The following is a 16,360-nucleotide window of genomic DNA, read 5'->3' on the forward strand; positions in this document are numbered from 1 at the left end:
CAAGGCATATGCCCGGGCGTACGCCCGCGGCGGTTACAGCCCCGCCGCGCCCTGTTCGCGCAGCCGCTGGCCGTACTGCTGGAGCGCCCACAGCTCGCCCAGCGACGCGGTGACCTCGGGCGAGTCCTGCGGGACGCCCTGGGCGGCGAACCGCGCCTGCGTGGCGTGCACCTGGGCCACGCGCCGCTCCACCGCGTTGATCCGCACCCGGACCAGCACCTCGCCCGCGTAGAACTCGGGCGACTTGTGCATCACCGGCTCGACGGCCAGTTCGGTGACCATCATCCGTACGGTGTCGTCGGGCGCGGCCTCGCGGACCCGTACGAGATAGTCGCCGTCGGCCGCCTCGACGCCGCCCGCCTCGGCGATCACCCGGCGCACGGCGGCGTAGGGCGGTCCGGTGAACTCGTCCTCGCCGTACGCGTCGAAGGCCGGGGAGACCAGCTTCGGGTACTGGAGGGCGAGCTTGAGCAGCTCGCGCTCGACGCGGTGGGCGGGGCTGCGCAGGTCCAGGCGGGGGCCGCGCGGCGCGTTCTGCGCGGGGACGCCGGAGGACTGCCGGTCGCCGCCCGCGTACGGACCGCCCTGGCCCTGGCGGCCGTACTGCGGGCGGTTGTCGGTGCTGCCGCCGCCCGCCGCGCGGGCCCTGGCCATCGCGCGGACCCGGCGGATGATCGACTGTTCCTCGGACTGCGTGCCGATCCCGGCCATGCCGACCAGCCGGATCGCGTAACGGTCCCGCAGCGCCTGGTTCTTGATCGCGGCGACCACGGCGACCCCCGCGTCCACGGCCGCCACCCGGCCCTCGTCGGTGTCCAGGTTGTAGCGGGACACGATGGAGCGCAGCGCGAAGGCGAACAGCGGGGTGCGGCCGTCGATCAGCCGCTGGATGGCCGCGTCGCCCTCGGCGAGCCGCAGTTCGCACGGGTCCATCCCGCCGGGCGTGATCGCGATCGACGTCTCGGCGGCGAATTTCTGGTCGTCCTCGAACGCCCGCAGCGCGGCCTTCTGGCCCGCCTCGTCGCCGTCGAAGGTGAAGACCACCTCGGCGGTCGAATTGTCCATCAGCAGCCGGCGCAGGATCTTGATGTGGTCGCCGCCGAAGGAGGTGCCGCAGGTGGCGATGGCCGTGGTGACCCCGGCGAGATGGCAGGCCATCACGTCGGTGTACCCCTCGACGACCACCGCCCGCCCGGTCTTGGCGATCTCCTTCTTGGCCAGGTCGATGCCGTACAGCACCTGGGACTTCTTGTAGAGCGGCGTCTCGGAGGTGTTCAGGTACTTCGGCCCCTGGTCGTCCTCGCGCAGCTTGCGCGCGCCGAAGCCGATCACCTCGCCGGTGATGTCCCGGATCGGCCAGATCAGTCGCCCCCTGAAGCGGTCGATCGCCCCGCCCCTGCGGCTCTCGGAGGCCAGCCCCGCGGTGATCAGCTCCTTGTCGGTGAAGCCCTTCCCCCGCAGATACCGCACCAGGTGGTCCCACCCGGCGGGCGCGTACCCCACCCCGAAGTGCTCCGCCGCCGCCTGGTCGAAGCCGCGCTCGGCCAGGAACCTCCGGCCGATCTCCGCCTCCGCCCCGCCCAGTTGCTCCACATAGAACTGCGCGGCGGCCTTGTGCGCCTCGACCAGCCGGATCCGCTCGCCCTGCTGCCGCCCGGGGACATGGCTGCCCTCCTCGTACCGCAGCGTGATCCCGGCCTGCCCGGCCAAGCGCTCGACGGCCTCGGTGAACGACAGATGGTCGAGCTTCATGACGAACGCGAGGGTGTCCCCGCCTTCCCCGCAGCCGAAGCAGTGGTAGAGGCCCTTGGAGGGGCTGACCTGGAAGGAGGGGGATTTCTCGTCGTGGAAGGGGCACAGGCCCTTGAGATTGCCGCCGCCGGCGTTCTTGAGCTGGAGGTATTCGGAGACGACGGCGTCGATCGGGACCGCGTCCCGTACCGCCTTCACGTCTTCGTCTCTGATCCTGCCCGCCACTCGCGCAAGTCTACGGCGCTGGTGGGACAGCGGAGCGCCGGGCGGTGGGTGGCGACGAAGGTCTTGACCCGGGCGGGGGTGAGGACTAGCTTCGCCAATCGTTAGGAACCTTTCCTATTGGGGTTCCGAAGTCGTGGGGAGACACAGCCGCATGCCCGAGCTTCGCAGAAGGCCGCTCCGCAGATGGACCACCGCCGCGGCGACGGCTGTCACCGCGACCGCCGTGCTGGCGGCGCTGTCGCTGGCGGGCGGCGCGGACACCGCCCAGGCCGCGACCACCGGCGAGGTCCGGGTGAACCAGGTCGGCTACGCGGGAAGCGGCGCCAAAGAAGCGTTCCTGCTGGCCAAGAGCGCGGTCGGCGAGGCGTCGTGGAAGCTGGTCGGGCGTGGCGGCCGGGTCGTCGCGCACGGCAGCACGGGGGCGAGCCTGGGCCGCTGGAACAGCGCGTATCCGGCCGTCTACCTGATCGACTTCAGCGCGGTGCGCACGCCCGGCACCTACCGGCTGGTGGTCGGCGGCACCGCCACCGCCTCCTCCCCCGCCTTCACCATCGGCTCGGCGAAGGCCGTCTTCGGCCGTCCCGCCGCCGACGCCACCGCCTTCTTCCAGGCCCAGCGCGACGGCGCGAGGACGATCCCCGGGCAGCTGCGGCGCAAGCCGTCGCATCTCAACGACGCGCACGCCGCCGTCTACGCGTGGCCGTCGTTCACCGACCCCGACGGCGACACGATCAAGGCCGCCCCGAAGAAGATCGCGGGCGCGGCCCCGGTGGACGTCTCCGGCGGCTGGTTCGACGCGGGCGACTACCTGAAGTTCACCGAGACCACCTCGTACGCCGTCGCCGCGCTCCAGATAGCCGCCCGGCAGACCGGCGCGGGCCCCGCGTCGGCCCTCGGCGGCGAGGCGCAGCACGGCCTGGACTGGCTCGACAAGATGTGGGACGGCACAACGAAGACGCTGTACATCCAGGTCGGCCTCGGCTCCGGTACGGACAGCGGCAGCGTCGTCGGCGACCACGACGTGTGGCGGCTGCCGGAGAAGGACGACAAGGACTCCGCGCACCCGTTCCTGAAGAACCGCCCGGTGTTCAGGGCGGGCGCCCCCGGCGCGAAGCTCAGCCCCAACCAGGCGGGCCGGCTCGCCGCCGACTTCGCGCTCGCCGCCCAGCGGTACGCGGCCACCGCGCCCGCCAAGGCCCGCGCGTATCTGAACACCGCCGCGCAGATCTACGGCCTGGCCGACACGCGCCCTGGCACGCTCGTCACCACCGTGCCGTACGGCTACTACCCCGAGACGAGCTGGAAGGACGATCTGGCCTTCGGCGGGGCCGAGTTGGCGCTGGCGGCGCAGCGGCTGCACGACCGGCGCGGCGCGGACTGGCTGAAGCAGGCGGCGAGTTGGGCGAAGGCGCACCAGAGCGAGGCGGGCGCCGACACGCTGAACATGTACGACACCAGCGCGCTCGCCGACCTCGACCTGGCGCGGGCGATCAGGGCGGCCGGGCACCCGCGCGGCCTCGCGGTGACGTACGCCGACCTGGTCGGTTACGTGAAGGGCCAGATCGCCGCCGGGCAACGGCGGGCGGCGGCTGACCCGTTCCACGCGGGCGCGGTCTACGACGACTTCGACGCGGACTCGCACACGCTGGGTCTCGCGGCCACCACGCGGCTGTACCGCTCGGTGACCGGCGACACCTCGTTCGACCGCTTCGCGGTGCAGCAACTCGACTGGCTGCTGGGGGCGAACGCCTGGGGCACGTCCTTCATGGTCGGCCAGGGGCAGACCTTCCCGCGCTGCACGGCGGGCGAGTTGGGCAACCTCGCCGGGAGCCTGACCGGTTCACGACCGCTGGAGGTGGGCGCGATCGTCAACGGGCCCAACGGCGCGGAGCAGTTCAGCGACGGCCTCGGCGACTACCTGGACGGCATGCGGCCGTGCCCGCCCGGCGGCGCGGACCCGTACAGCGCCTTCAACGGGCGCGGCAGCCGGTACGTGGACGACGTGCGGTCGTGGCAGAGCTCGGAGCCGGCGCTGGACATGGACGCGTCGGGGCTGCTGGCCTTCTACCTGTCGAAGTAGCGTTCGGGGACAGGCGGAGAGGCTGACGGCCTACGCGGGACGCCGCGCGAGGTCCTTGGTGACGAACACGTAGTGCGGGCCGATCGGTTCCACGACGAATTCCTCGCCGATCGCCGTGAAGCCGAAGTGCTCGTAGAAACCGGCGGCGGACGTACGGCCGTTGCACCAGGCCAGTTCGGCGCCGCGGGCCGCGGCCTCGCGCAGTCCCGCGATCAGGGCCGCGCCGCCAAACCCCTGGCCGCGGACCTCGGGCGCGCTGCCCATCCCGCGGAAGCGGTACGCGGACGCCCCGGCCGTATCCGCGTCCGCGAGGGCGTCGTCCCCCGACAGCGGCTCGGGGAAGAAGGTGGCGCAGCCCCGTACCACGCCTTCCTCGTCGTAGGCGGCGATGTGGAACGTGCCGTCGCGCGAGTCCTCCGGATAGACGGCGGTCTCGCGCGGCAGGCCGGTCCGCAGCACCGCCCAGCGCAGGGCGAAGATCTCCTCGACGGGCACGACGGCGGTACGGGTGACGGGCACGGCGGGGTGTCCCTTCCTGGTCGGTCCGGCCGGTCCAGGAAGGAAGCTCCTGGTCAGTCCAGGAACGAGGTTAGTGGCACCGCCGGGTCGGACAGCCGCTCGGGGTCGACCGCGCGGCCGGAGCGGATGAGCTGCTGGATCGGCTCGGTGACGTCCCACACATTGACGTTCATCCCCGCCAGCACCCGCCCCTCGTTCAGCCAGAAGGCGATGAACTGCCGCTTGCCCACATCGCCGCGGCACACCACCTGGTCGTACGAGCCGGGCGCCGCGTTCCCCGAGACCTCCATGCCCAGGTCGTACTGGTCGGAGAAGAAGTACGGAACCCGGTCGTACGACACCGGGCGGCCGAGCATGGCTCGGGCCGCGGCGGGGCCGCCGTTCAGCGCGTTCGCCCAGTGCTCGACGCGCAACCGGCCGCCGAGCAGCGGGTGTTCGGCGTTGGCGACGTCGCCCGCGGCGAAGATGTCGGGGTTCGAGGTGCGCAGCGAGGCGTCCACGGCGATGCCGCCGCCCTCGGCCGGGTCGACCAGGTCGAGTCCCGCGCTCTCGGCCAGCGCGGTGCGCGGGGCGGCGCCGATCGCGGCGAGCACGTCGTGCGCCGGGTGCTCCTCGCCGTCGTCGGTGAGGGCGGCGAGCACCATGCCGTCCTGGCCGGTGATCTCGGTGAGCCGGGCGCCGAAGTGGAAGCGGACGCCGTGCTCGGCGTGCAGGTCGGTGAAGACCGCGCCCAGTTCGGGGCCGAGCACCGAGTGCAGCGGGGTCGGCGCGGACTCCACGACGGTGACCTCGGCGCCGTAGCCGCGGGCCGCGGCGGCGACCTCCAGGCCGATCCAGCCCGCGCCCGCCACCACCAGGTGGCCGTTCTCCCGGCCGAGGCTGGTCAGCACGTGCTTGAGCCGGTCGGCGTGCGCGAGCCTGCGCAGGTGGTGCACCCCGGCCAGGTCGGTGCCCGGGATGTCCAGGCGGCGCGGCTCGGAGCCGGTGGCGAGCAGCAGCTTGTCGTACATCAGGGTCGTGCCGTCGCCGAGGCGGACGAATTTGGCGGCCGGGTCCAGGTGCACGACCGGCTGGCCCAGGTGCAGCTCGATGTCGTGCTCGGCGTACCAGGAGGTGTTCTGCACGAAGACCGAGTCGCGCTCGTCGGCGCCGGTCAGATAGCCCTTGGACAGGGGCGGGCGTTCATAGGGGTGGTCGCGCTCGTCGCCGATCAGTATCACCCGGCCGGTGAAACCCTCGGCCCGGAGCGTTTCGGCCGCCTTCGCCCCGGCGAGCCCTGCTCCGACGATCACGAAGGTTTCGTGTGCGTCCACCACGGTGGCCCTCCAGGCGGGTCGGCGATCGGTACGTGTGCGAGCGTACGTGTACGTGTCGTGCGGTGCTGCGTGCGTGGTGCTTGTGCGTTCTGTTCGTGCGTCGTGCGGTGCGTCTGAGGGCGCGTCGTGCTCGTGCGTCCTGCTTGTGCGTACATACGAGCGTCCCGCACGTCAGGGCCGTCCGGAAGAGCGCCGCGCCGTCCATCCCCTCGTGCTTCTTCTGCCCAGTGGGCATCCGGCCATATGCCGGGCGGGTATCCCGGCGTACCGGACGCCCCGTTTCCGGCGGTTACGCGTGCAGCCGGGCGTGCAGGGCGGTGGCCGCCGCGTCGGTGAGGGAGGCGATCTGGTCGACGACGGCGCGGCGGCGGGCGCGGTCGTCGGGGGCGGCGTCGAAGATCCCGCGGAACTGCGGGTCAAGGCCCTCGGGGGCCCGCTCCAGCAGCCGCTGCGCCAGCTCGCCGATCACCACGCGCTGCTCGGCCCGGCGCTTGGCCTGCGCGGCGCGCTGCATGACGTACCGGTCGGCGACCGCCTTGAGAACGGCGCATTCGAGCCGCTGCTCGCGCGGCACGACGAGCTCCGCGCGGTAGCGGGTGAGGCGGCCGGTGCCGTAGCGCTCGCGGGTGGCGCTCTCGGCCGCCAGGCAGAAGCGGCCGATGAGCTGGGAGGCGGCGTCCTTGAGCCGCGCCTGGGCGAGGGCGGTGCCGTCGTAGCCGTGCGGCCACCAGGGCTGGTCGAGCAGCCGGTCGAGGGCCGCGGCCAGCTCGGCCGGGTCGGTGCCGGGCGGCACATAGCGGGCGGCGGCGCAGCCGAACACCTCGGCGCGCTCGGGGGCGGAGGTCAGCGCGCCGGGGTCGATGTGCCCGGCCTGGAGGCCGTCCTCCACGTCGTGCACCGAATACGCGACGTCGTCGGCCCAGTCCATGACCTGCGCCTCGAAGCACTGGCGGCCGTCGGGCGCGTCCTTCCGGAGCCAGCCGAAGACCGGCAGGTCGTCCTCGTACGCGCCGAATTTGGGGCTGCCGGGCGTGGTGGGGTGGCCGCCGCGCGCCCACGGGTACTTGGTCGCCGCGTCCAGCGCGGCGCGGGTGAGATTGAGGCCGACGCTGACCAGCGCGTCGCCGCCCGCCGGGTCCGGCACGAATTTCTTCGGCTCGATCCGGGTCAGCAGCCGCAGGCTCTGCGCGTTGCCCTCGAACCCGCCGCAGTCCTCGGCGAATTCGGCCAGGACCAGCTCGCCGTTGTGCCCGAACGGCGGGTGCCCGAGGTCGTGCGCCAGACACGCCGTCTCCACCAGGTCGGGGTCGCAGCCGAGCGCCGCGCCCAGTTCCCTGCCGACCTGCGCGCACTCCAGCGAGTGCGTCAGCCGGGTGCGCGGGCTGGTGTCGATCGCCGCCGCGCTGTTGACGCCCGGGTCCACGACCTGCGTCTTTCCCGCCAGCCTGCGCAGCGCCGCCGAGTGCAGCACCCGCGCCCGGTCGCGCTGGAACGCCGTACGGCCCGGCCTCTTGTCCGGTTCCGCGACATACCGCTCCATATCGGCCTCGCCGTAGGGCCCGTACCGCTCGTACGGGCCCAGGTGCGCGGATGCCGCCCGCTGTGACCGGTCCTTCTCTTCCATACCCGTGACGGTAACCGGCCCCGGTGACCGGCGGCGTACGCGCGGGTGGCGGACCGGGCGCGCGACCGGCGGCCGGGCCGCTGGGGCCCGCGCTGACCTGCCCCGACGGCGTGCGTCGGCGCCCAGGAGCGTTCCGTCGTAGCGGAGGGCTTCGTCGTAGCGGAGGGCTTCGTCGTACCGGCGCAGTACGAGTTCGGCCATCGCGTCGTGCGCGCCGAGCGAGGCCGCGGAGATCCAGGGCGCGGCGGCCGAGGTCTGCGCGGCGAAGCGGCCGGGTGCGGTGAAGTATGAGGCGAGCGCCGGATTGCCTCGTCGTTCGCGCGGGCGCGACAGCCGGTTTCGGTGCTCTCACCCGGCCGCGGGTCCGCTGTGCGGCCACCGGCCGCCGGAGACCCGCTCGCCGGAGAGCAGCAGCTCACGGGCGGTGCGGTCGGCCGCGAAGTACACCCAGGCGGGGGTCGGTCCGCCCGCCGTGCGCACGTACGTACGGCGGCGCTCGTAGAGGTTGGCGGGGGCGCCCGGCGCGTACTCCTCCAGCCGGTCGAGGTCGGCGAGGACGTCCGCGTACACCTCGGGGCCGACCGCCGCCAGCGCCCCGTGGACGACGCCCTCGCCCGCCGGGTCGGGGACGGCGTACGGGTAGCCGGGGCCGTGGAAGAGCAGCGCGCCGGGCAGTTCGGCCGGTGTCCAGGTCAGGGCCCGGCCGCGCAGCACGCCGTGGTTGCGCCCGCCGGGCAGCAGCGTGCCGTAGAGGAAGAAGGGGAGGCGGGGGTCGGTCACGCGGGCGCTCCGGGGGCGTTGTCAGTGGTGGGTCCTACTGTGATCCATGACGCAACCGGGCGGGGGTGTCCGGCGTCGGTCACGGAGGGGGCACGGGTCGGCGAGGGGCGGGGGCGATGGCGGGTCAGGGGGTGGACGGTATGACGTGGGCGCGGACGTGGGGGGCGCGGGTCCGGGGGTGGAAGCCGTCATGGGCGCGGTTGCCGCGCACGCGGCGGGGGTGGCGGCGGCTGCTGCGGTGGAGCGTGGCCGTGTGCGTGCTGGCGCTGCTGCCCGCGACGTGGCTGCGGCTGGCCGACGGCGGGCGCGTCCGCACGCTTGCCGACGTGCCGAAGGAGCCGGTAGCCGTGGTCTTCGGCGCCGGGCTCTGGGACGGGAAACCGTCGCCGTATCTGGCGCACCGGCTGGACGCGGCGGCGACGCTGTACCGGACGGGCCGGATACGCGTGGTGCTGGTCACCGGCGACAACAGCCGTACGTCGTACAACGAGCCGGGTGCCATGCGCACCTACCTGGCCGCGCACGGCGTGCCCGCCGACAAGGTCGTCCTGGACTACGCGGGCTTCGACACCTGGGACTCGTGCAGCCGCGCCAAGCGCGTCTTCGGGGTCGACCGGGCCGTCCTGGTCAGCCAGGACTTCCACATACGCAGGGCCCTGGCGCTCTGCGAGGCCGCCGGGATCGACGCCTACGGGATCGCCGTCGACGAGCCGCACGACGCCACCTGGTACGCGGGCGGCGTACGGGAGTTGCTGGCCGCGGGCAAGGCGGCGGCGGACGTGGTGATTCGCCCGAACCCGCACTTCCTGGGGCCGCGCGAGCCCGGGGTCGCACACGCCCTCACAGCGGGCGGGGCCGTGCGCTGAGGCGGACGGGCCGGAGGTGGTGGAGCGGACGGCGTTCCCGGTGAACCGGGGAGGGCCGCGCCTCGACCGGGGGGGCGTTGTGCCGCAAGGGCCGCGCCTCGACCGAGGTGCTGTCCACGGCGGTGCGGCTGACCGGGCCGCTGGTACGGGGCGCGGACGGCGAGTCGGCGCCCGCGAGCTGGGAGGAGGCGCTGGACCGGGTCGCGGCGGGGCCGCTGCGGGTCCGGGCGGAGGAGTACACCCCGGCCTTCTGCATGCATTGCATGCAATGCATGCAGAAGCTAGCCTCGGCCGTGTGCAGCAGACCGATGCCGCCCGCGCGCGGCTGCGTGACCTGATCCTGGACGGCGCTTACGCGCCGGGCCAGCGGCTCACCGAGACCGAGGTCGCGCTGTCGCTGGAGATGAGCAGGACGCCGGTGCGCGAGGCGTTCCGCGCGCTGGTCGCCGACGGGCTGGTCCACTCGGCGGGGCGCGGTGTGCGGGTGGTCGCGCTGGACGCGGAGGCGCTGCGCCACGCCTACCAGGTGCGGGCCGCCCTGGAGGCGCTCACCGCCGAGCTGGCCGCCGGGCGCCAGGCCGAGGGCCGGATCGCCCCCGCCGACCTGGCCGAGCTGGTCCGCGAGGCGGACCGTACGGAAGAGGCCACGCTGGCCGGGCGCCTCGCCGAGGCCGTCGCCCACAACCGCCGCTTCCACGGCCGGATCGCCGTACTCGCCGCGAACCCCGTGGCGCTCGCCTCGCTCGACCGGCTGTGGGACCAGATCCTCGTCTCCACCCGCGCCTCCCTCGACCCGCCCCACCGGCCCGCCCAGGTCAACGCCCAGCACCGGGAGCTGCTGGCCGCGATCACCGGGGGCCGGGCGCGCGAGGCGGCCGAGGCGGCCCGCCGCCATGTCCTGGACACCTGCGGCGCCCGATTCACCGACTGAGCGACCCGAAGGGACGTCGAGCCATGCCGTCAGCCCGTCAGCACTCCTACGAGACCGAGGTCGTCTGGACCGGCAACCGCGGCACGGGCACCAGCTCCTACCGCGACTACGACCGTACGCACGAGGTCACCGCGGCCGGACTCCCCGCCATCTCCGGCTCCGCCGACCGCGCCTTCCGCGGTGACGCCGACCGCTGGAACCCCGAGCAGCTGCTCCTCGCCGCGCTCTCCCAGTGCCACCTGCTGTCGTACCTCCACGTCTGCGCCGTCAACGGCGTGGTCGTCACCGGCTACACCGACCACGCGACCGGCACGATGCGAGAGACCGGCGACGGCGGCGGCCACTTCACCGAAGCCGTGCTCCGGCCCGCCGTCGAGGTCGCCTCCCCCGCGATGGCCGCCGCCGCCCAGGCCCTCCACGAGGAGGCCCAACGGCTGTGCTTCATCGCCAACTCGGTGAACTTCCCGGTGCGGCACGAGCCGTCGGTGACGGTCTCGGCCCCATGAGCGTCCGGTTACGCGCCCGGTGCGGTGCCGGGTGCGGCCTCGGGGTCGTCGTCCCCGTCCCCGTCCCCGTCCGCTTCGGCGTCGCCGACCGTCAGCGTCCTCGTCACGTAGCTGTAGCCGTCCTCGTCCTCGGGGTCCTCGTCCTGCGGCCACAGGCGGACCGCCCGGCCGCCCGCCGCCCGGATCGCCGCGCCGTCCAGTTCCACCGACGCTTCACGCACCCCGGCGTCGAGCCACGAGGTGAAGACGGTCACCGGGCCGTCCGGCGGCAGCGGATACGTCCAGAAGCTCGCCTCCCATGTCAGACCGCTGCCGCCGCCGCCCTGGCTGATCAGGCGGATCGCCTCCGTGTCGTCGTCGCCCGGCCAGGGCACCGGCATCCCGCCCTGCGTCGCGACGCGTCGGCCGTCCGCGTACCGCAGGCCGAGCCGCAGATTGCTCTGCGGCTCGGGCGGACGCAGCGGGTTGGACCGGCCGTCGAGGGGATTGCCCAGCCAGGCGCCGTTGGCCGGGGTCCTTCGCAGGACCGCGCGCAGGTGGAACACGAAGCCGTTGGGGTACGCCCGCAGCCCGCCGATCCAGACCGCCGCCCGGTCCGAGCGCAGCAGCACCACGTCACCCGGCACCGACGCGGGAAGCACGTAGACGGACCGTTCCCACGGGGGACGCGGCCGGGGCTCCGGCTCCGGCGCGGTCGGCGGTTCTGGCACGTCCTGGAAGAAGCTCATCCCGTCACCGTCGCACCCTCCCTCCCCCTGCCGCCCGCCCGGAATCGGCCATGCCACCCCCGTTTCCGGCCGCGCGGCGTCACGGCTGGCCGTGCGGCTCCCCCGCGCCCCGAGGGGCACAGGCAAGCGGTAAGGGACGACACGGAGAATGATTCGAGTCGGTTACCGATTGTTGCCGGGGAAACAGGGGGCACCCCGGGGTCGGACGGATGGGGCGGCGGCGGGCTACGATCGCAGGCATGAGCGCCGCAGACGTACCGTCCAGGACAGCCGACCAGCCCGACACGCCGTCGAACGGCGCGGCGGGAGCGGCGGGCCGCGCGAGCGCGGGCGGAAACGCGGGCGGCAGCGCCGGCGCGGCCACCCTCGCCGAGATCGCCCGGGCCGCGGGCGTCTCGGCTCCGACTGTTTCGAAGGTGCTCAACGGCCGCGGCGATGTCGCGCCCGCCACGCGGAGCAGGGTGGAGGAGCTGCTGCGCCTCCACGGCTACCAGCGGCGGCGCGGCAACGCGCAGCCCGCGCCGCTGCTCGACCTGGTCTTCCACGAGCTGGAGAGCGCGTGGGCGATGGAGGTCATCCGGGGCGTGGAGAACGTGGCGCGGGTCGAGGGCCTGAGCGTGGTGCTCTCGGAGTCGGCGGGCCGCCTGAGCCCCGGTCAGACGTGGGTGGACGGGGTGCTGGCCCGGCGTCCGACCGGCGTCATCCTCGTACTGTCCGGGCTCGACCCGGCCCAGCGGGCGCAGCTCACCAGCCGGGACATCCCGTTCGTGGTGATGGACCCGGCGGGCGACCCCGGCGAGGACGTGCCCGCGATCGGGGCGACCAACTGGCAGGGCGGGGTGGCCGCCACCCGGCACCTGCTGGAGCTGGGGCACCGGCGGATCGGTGTGATCGGCGGCCCGGCGGGGATGATGTGCAGCCGGGCGAGGATCGACGGGTACCGCGCCGCGCTGGAGACCGCGGGGGTCGCCTTCGACCCGGCGCTGGTCAGGGCGGGCGACTTCCACCACGAGGCCGGTTACACCGCGGGACTCGAACTGCTGCGGCTGCCGGAGCGGCCCACCGCCGTCTTCACCGGCAACGACCTCCAGGCGCTCGGACTGTACGAGGCGGCGCGCGAGCTGGGGCTGAGCATTCCGGGCGACGTGAGCGTGATCGGCTTCGACGACCTGCCGCTGTCGCGCTGGATCAGCCCGCCGCTGACCACGGTCAGGCAGCCGCTGACCGAGATGGCGGAGGCCGCCGCCCGGCTGGTGCTCGACCTGAGCCGCGGCAAGCAGCCGAGCACCCTGCGGGTGGATCTGGCGACCCGGCTGGTGGAGCGCAGCAGCACGCGGTCCCCCGCCTAGGCGTCCTCGCGCCCCCGCGCGCTCACCCACCCGCACACTCGCACGCCCGCACGCCCGCCGAGGCGTACGCGCACCGCCCCCGTCCGAAGTGCGGTGATTGCCGGGGGTGTTGACGGCCGGGTGGGGTGCCCGTAGGGTCTGCGCCGCAGTCGGAATTCGTATCGAAACATTCGATGCGTTCCTCCCTCGTCCCACGCGCATCGCTCGCAACCACGCGTACCGAACTGCCTGCTCCAATCCCCCACTTGGAAGAGGTATTCACACATGTTCTCCAAGCGAGCCCTCAGATCCGCCATCGGCGGATCCGGCGCGGCGCTGCTGGCGGCGACGGCGGCGCTGATCGCCGTCACCGTGCCGTCGGCACACGCCGCGGACCCGCCGCTGCGCGACCTGGCCGCGGCCAAGGGCATCTACATGGGCACCGCCCTGACCGCGAGCGAGGCCACGGGTGCCAGCGGGCCCATCGCGGGCGCCCAGTTCGGCATGGTCACTCCCGGCAACGAGATGAAGTGGGACACCGTCGAGCCGAGCCGCGGCACGTACAACTGGGCGCCGGGCGACTCGATCGTCAACTTCGCGCAGGCGCACAACATGCAGGTCCGCGGCCACAATCTGGTGTGGCACAGCCAGCTCCCCAACTGGCTGACCTCCGGCAGCTTCAGCAACACCGAGCTGCACAACATCCTGATCAAGCACGTCACCGACGAGGCCACGCACTACAAGGGCAAGGTCGTCCACTGGGACGTGGTCAACGAGCCGTTCAACGAGGACGGCACCTTCCGCCAGGACCTCTGGTACAACCAGCTCGGCTCGTCGTACATCGCGGACGCGTTCACGGCCGCCCGCGCCGCCGACCCGGGCGCCAAGCTCTACCTCAACGACTACAACGTCGAGGGCACGGGCCCCAAGAGCGACGGCATGTACAACCTGGTCAAGTCGCTGAAGCAGCAGGGCGTTCCGATCGACGGCGTCGGCTTCCAGGCGCACCTGATCCTCGGCCAGGTGCCGTCGACCCTCAAGGCCAACCTCCAGCGCTTCGCCGACCTCGGCGTGGACGTGGCCATCACCGAGCTGGACATCCGGATGCAGACCCCGTCGGACGCCGCCAGGCTCCAGCAGCAGGCCAATGACTACACCTCGGTGGTCAACGCCTGCCTGGGCGTGTCGCGTTGTGTGGGCATCACGGTGTGGGGCGTCTCCGACGCGACCTCGTGGATCCCGGGTGTCTTCCCCGGCCAGGGCGCGGCTCTGCTGTACGACGACAACTACCAGCCCAAGCCCGCCTACACCGCGGTCCGTACGGCGCTCGGCGGCAGCACGACCACCACACCGCCGACCACACCGCCCACCACGCCCCCGACCACTCCGCCCACCACACCGCCCGGCGGTGGCGGCTGCGCGGTGTCATACGGGGTCAACCAGTGGAACACCGGCTTCACCGCGAATCTGACGGTGAAGAACAACGGCTCCGCGCCGGTCAACGGCTGGACGCTGAAGTGGACTTTCGCGCCGGGCCAGACGGTCACGCAGGCGTGGAACGCGACGGTCACCCAGAGCGGCACCGCGGCGACGGCCACGAATCTGTCCTACAACGGGACGATCGCGGCAGGCGGCACGGTGGACTTCGGCTTCAACGCCAACTGGTCGGGCAGTAACCCGAAGCCGACCGGCTTCACTCTCAACGGCGCCGCCTGCACGGTGAGTTGAGAGCCGGGCGAGCGGGCGGCTACTCCTCGACGACCGGATGCACCGGCACCGCCACCGCGTCGTCGTCGAGACACCGCCCGCTCGCCGAACGCGGCGATGTCGAGGGGCTGGGCGGCGTCGGGCGGTCCGCGGGCGAGTCCGACGCGGGGGCGTACCTCGGTGCCCCGCCGCGTGACCGGATCGTTCCGCAGCGGGGCATGATCGGGTCTACCCGCGGGCCCGCGCCGGAGGCACGATCGAGTCATGGCTGACAACACGAACCCCGCGAGCGCGACCGCGCTCATCGTCATCGACGTCCAGGAGTCCTTCCGGCAGCGGGAGAGCTGGCAGGCCGCGTCCGACCCCGACGTGGCCACGCGGGTGGCGCGGCTGGTCGACTACGCCCGCGAGCAGGGGCACCCGGTGATCTGGGTGCTGCACTCCGAGCCGGGCTCGAACACGGTCTTCGACCCGGAGAGCGGCCACGTACGGCTGATCGACGGGCTGACCCGCGCCGAGGGCGAGCCGCTGCTCGTCAAGACCGCGCACAACGCCTTCACGACCACGAATCTCCAGCAGATCCTCACCGCGCGCGGCATCCGCTCGCTGATCACCTGCGGCATCCGCACCGAGCAGTGCGTGGAGACCACGACGCGGCTGGCCTCCGACCTCGGCTACGACGTCACCTTCGTGGTGGACGCGACCGCCACCGAGCCGATCGAGCACCGCGACGCGCCGGCGGGCCGCCCGCTCGCCGAGGTGCTGGCCGACCCGCGCACGCTGCTCCCGGCGGACATCATCGCGCGCACCGAGTACGCTCTCGCGGGCCGCTTCGCCACCGTCTCGACCGTCAAGGAGCTGACCGGATCGTGACCCGGGTCGTCTTCCTGCTCGTACCCCACCTGCATCTGCTCGACCTCGCGGGCCCCGCGCAGGTGTTCTCGACGGCCGCCGACTACGGCCTCGGGTACCGGCTGGACTACGTCGCCGAGCGGGAAGACATCCCCACCGCCCAAGGGGTCGCGCTGCGCGCGGCCACCGAACCGCCCGCGCTGACGGCCGACGACCTGATCGTCGTACCGGGCTGGCGGGCCCACACGCTGCACGAGAACGGCGCGCTCACGCCCGCGACCCTGGAGTGGCTGCGCGCGCACCACGCGGGCGGCGGCACCGTCGCCAGCGTGTGCGCGGGGGCGGACGCGCTCGGCCGGGCCGGGCTGCTCGACGGCCGCCGCTGCACCACCCACCACGACGTGCAGGACGAGCTCGCCCGCGACTATCCGCGGGCCACCGTCGTACGCGACGTCCTCTACGTCGTGGACGACCGCGTCGTCAGCTCCGCCGGGATCGCCAGCGGCATCGACCTCGCGCTGCACCTGGTCGCCGTCCGCCACGGGCCGGGCGCCGCTGCCCGCGTCGCCCGGCAGATGGTCGTCTACGCCCGGCGCAACGGCGACGAGCTCCAGACCAGCGCCATGCTCCGGCACCGCGGGCACCTCAGCGACGCCGTGCACCGGGCCCAGGATCTGATCGACGCCCGCTTCGCCCACCACCTCGCCCTCGCCGACCTCGCCGCCTCCACCGGGCTCAGCGAGCGCACCCTCACGCGGCGCTTCACCGCCTCCACCGGGCTCACGCCGCTCCGCTACCAACAGGAGCTGCGCATCGAGCGCGCCGAGCATCTCATCGGGCAGGGGGCCACGCTCGAAGCCGCGGCCCGCGCCGTTGGTTTCCAGGACGCCCGCATGCTCCGGCGCCTCCGCGCCCGTCGGCGCCCGGACCTCGCCTCCGCGTGAGGCGGTGGCCCCTTTCGCGCTCACCTTGCGCACGGCTCGTGCCCCGTCGGAGCGCGGGGAACTGCGCGGCCCTCCCCCACCGGCCGGTGGTCCAGGACCAACCGAACTGCCCCGCCGGGGCAGGTGGTGACCTGCGGGAGCGCGGTGGTTGGTCGCGCAGTTCCCCGCGCCCCTAAAGACCGGCCCACCGCCCGCCGCAGAG

General features: G+C 73.3%; 15 protein-coding genes. 9 read left to right on the plus strand and 6 right to left on the minus strand.

Annotation, left to right across the window (positions count from 1 at the left end):
- Window positions 1-33: 33 nt before the first annotated feature.
- The gene (gene dnaG, locus ACZ37P_RS08305; protein WP_355344725.1) at window positions 34-1,977 is read right to left on the minus strand and encodes a DNA primase; all 1,944 of its coding nucleotides are present in this window, start codon (window positions 1,975-1,977) and stop codon (window positions 34-36) included.
- Window positions 1,978-2,128: 151 nt separating this feature from the next.
- Here dnaG and ACZ37P_RS08310 point away from each other — a divergent pair, with 151 nt between their 5' ends.
- Window positions 2,129-4,057: a glycoside hydrolase family 9 protein gene (locus ACZ37P_RS08310; protein ID WP_467345575.1), complete on the plus strand. Its 1,929-nt coding sequence runs from the start codon at window positions 2,129-2,131 to the stop codon at window positions 4,055-4,057.
- A 30-nt stretch (window positions 4,058-4,087) separates the two neighbouring features.
- Here ACZ37P_RS08310 and ACZ37P_RS08315 read toward each other — a convergent pair whose 3' ends face one another.
- From ACZ37P_RS08315 to ACZ37P_RS08330, 4 genes are all read right to left on the minus strand, one after another.
- Window positions 4,088-4,576, minus strand: a complete 489-nt coding sequence (locus tag ACZ37P_RS08315; protein ID WP_467345577.1) for a GNAT family N-acetyltransferase — start codon at window positions 4,574-4,576, stop codon at window positions 4,088-4,090.
- Between the two features lie 53 nt (window positions 4,577-4,629).
- The gene (locus ACZ37P_RS08320) at window positions 4,630-5,892 is read right to left on the minus strand and encodes an NAD(P)/FAD-dependent oxidoreductase (protein ID WP_467345579.1); all 1,263 of its coding nucleotides are present in this window, start codon (window positions 5,890-5,892) and stop codon (window positions 4,630-4,632) included.
- A gap of 289 nt (window positions 5,893-6,181) precedes the next feature.
- Window positions 6,182-7,432 (minus strand): deoxyguanosinetriphosphate triphosphohydrolase, encoded by a 1,251-nt coding sequence (locus ACZ37P_RS08325; protein WP_467345860.1) that lies wholly within the window; start codon window positions 7,430-7,432, stop codon window positions 6,182-6,184.
- Between the two features lie 432 nt (window positions 7,433-7,864).
- Entirely contained in the window at window positions 7,865-8,296 is a 432-nt protein-coding gene (locus ACZ37P_RS08330; RefSeq protein ID WP_467345581.1) for a gamma-glutamylcyclotransferase family protein, read from the minus strand.
- Window positions 8,297-8,436: 140 nt separating this feature from the next.
- On the opposite strand from ACZ37P_RS08330, the gene ACZ37P_RS08335 reads away from it, so the two are divergent.
- The 4 genes from ACZ37P_RS08335 to ACZ37P_RS08350 all read left to right on the plus strand — a co-directional run bounded on the left by ACZ37P_RS08335 (window position 8,437) and on the right by ACZ37P_RS08350 (window position 10,599).
- Window positions 8,437-9,162: a SanA/YdcF family protein gene (locus ACZ37P_RS08335; protein ID WP_467345861.1), complete on the plus strand. Its 726-nt coding sequence runs from the start codon at window positions 8,437-8,439 to the stop codon at window positions 9,160-9,162.
- Between the two features lie 77 nt (window positions 9,163-9,239).
- Window positions 9,240-9,500 carry a hypothetical protein gene (locus tag ACZ37P_RS08340; RefSeq protein ID WP_467345583.1) on the plus strand — a complete coding sequence of 87 codons (261 nt, stop codon included), beginning with the start codon at window positions 9,240-9,242 and terminating at the stop codon, window positions 9,498-9,500.
- Window positions 9,458-10,093 (plus strand): GntR family transcriptional regulator, encoded by a 636-nt coding sequence (locus tag ACZ37P_RS08345; RefSeq protein ID WP_355344707.1) that lies wholly within the window; start codon window positions 9,458-9,460, stop codon window positions 10,091-10,093. Before ACZ37P_RS08340 ends, ACZ37P_RS08345 begins: the two co-directional genes overlap by 43 nt.
- 23 nt (window positions 10,094-10,116) lie before the next feature.
- Window positions 10,117-10,599 (plus strand): OsmC family protein, encoded by a 483-nt coding sequence (locus ACZ37P_RS08350; RefSeq protein WP_391047407.1) that lies wholly within the window; start codon window positions 10,117-10,119, stop codon window positions 10,597-10,599.
- A gap of 8 nt (window positions 10,600-10,607) precedes the next feature.
- Here the strand turns inward: ACZ37P_RS08350 and ACZ37P_RS08355 are convergent, their stop codons facing one another.
- Entirely contained in the window at window positions 10,608-11,327 is a 720-nt protein-coding gene (locus tag ACZ37P_RS08355; protein WP_391160227.1) for a hypothetical protein, read from the minus strand.
- Window positions 11,328-11,566: 239 nt separating this feature from the next.
- Here ACZ37P_RS08355 and ACZ37P_RS08360 point away from each other — a divergent pair, with 239 nt between their 5' ends.
- The 4 genes from ACZ37P_RS08360 (at window position 11,567) to ACZ37P_RS08375 (ending at window position 16,158) form a co-directional block, all read left to right on the plus strand.
- Window positions 11,567-12,676: a LacI family DNA-binding transcriptional regulator gene (locus ACZ37P_RS08360; protein ID WP_188280750.1), complete on the plus strand. Its 1,110-nt coding sequence runs from the start codon at window positions 11,567-11,569 to the stop codon at window positions 12,674-12,676.
- Window positions 12,677-12,940: 264 nt separating this feature from the next.
- On the plus strand, window positions 12,941-14,383 hold the full coding sequence (locus ACZ37P_RS08365; protein WP_467345586.1) for a glycoside hydrolase family 10 protein: 1,443 nt from the start codon (window positions 12,941-12,943) through the stop codon (window positions 14,381-14,383).
- A 243-nt stretch (window positions 14,384-14,626) separates the two neighbouring features.
- A complete protein-coding gene (locus tag ACZ37P_RS08370) occupies window positions 14,627-15,235 on the plus strand; it encodes a cysteine hydrolase family protein (RefSeq protein WP_391047414.1) in 609 nt (202 codons plus the stop codon).
- Entirely contained in the window at window positions 15,232-16,158 is a 927-nt protein-coding gene (locus ACZ37P_RS08375) for a GlxA family transcriptional regulator (RefSeq protein ID WP_467345588.1), read from the plus strand. Before ACZ37P_RS08370 ends, ACZ37P_RS08375 begins: the two co-directional genes overlap by 4 nt.
- Window positions 16,159-16,360: the final 202 nt, after the last annotated feature.

Source organism: Streptomyces sp. NPDC024632 (assembly GCF_055559175.1).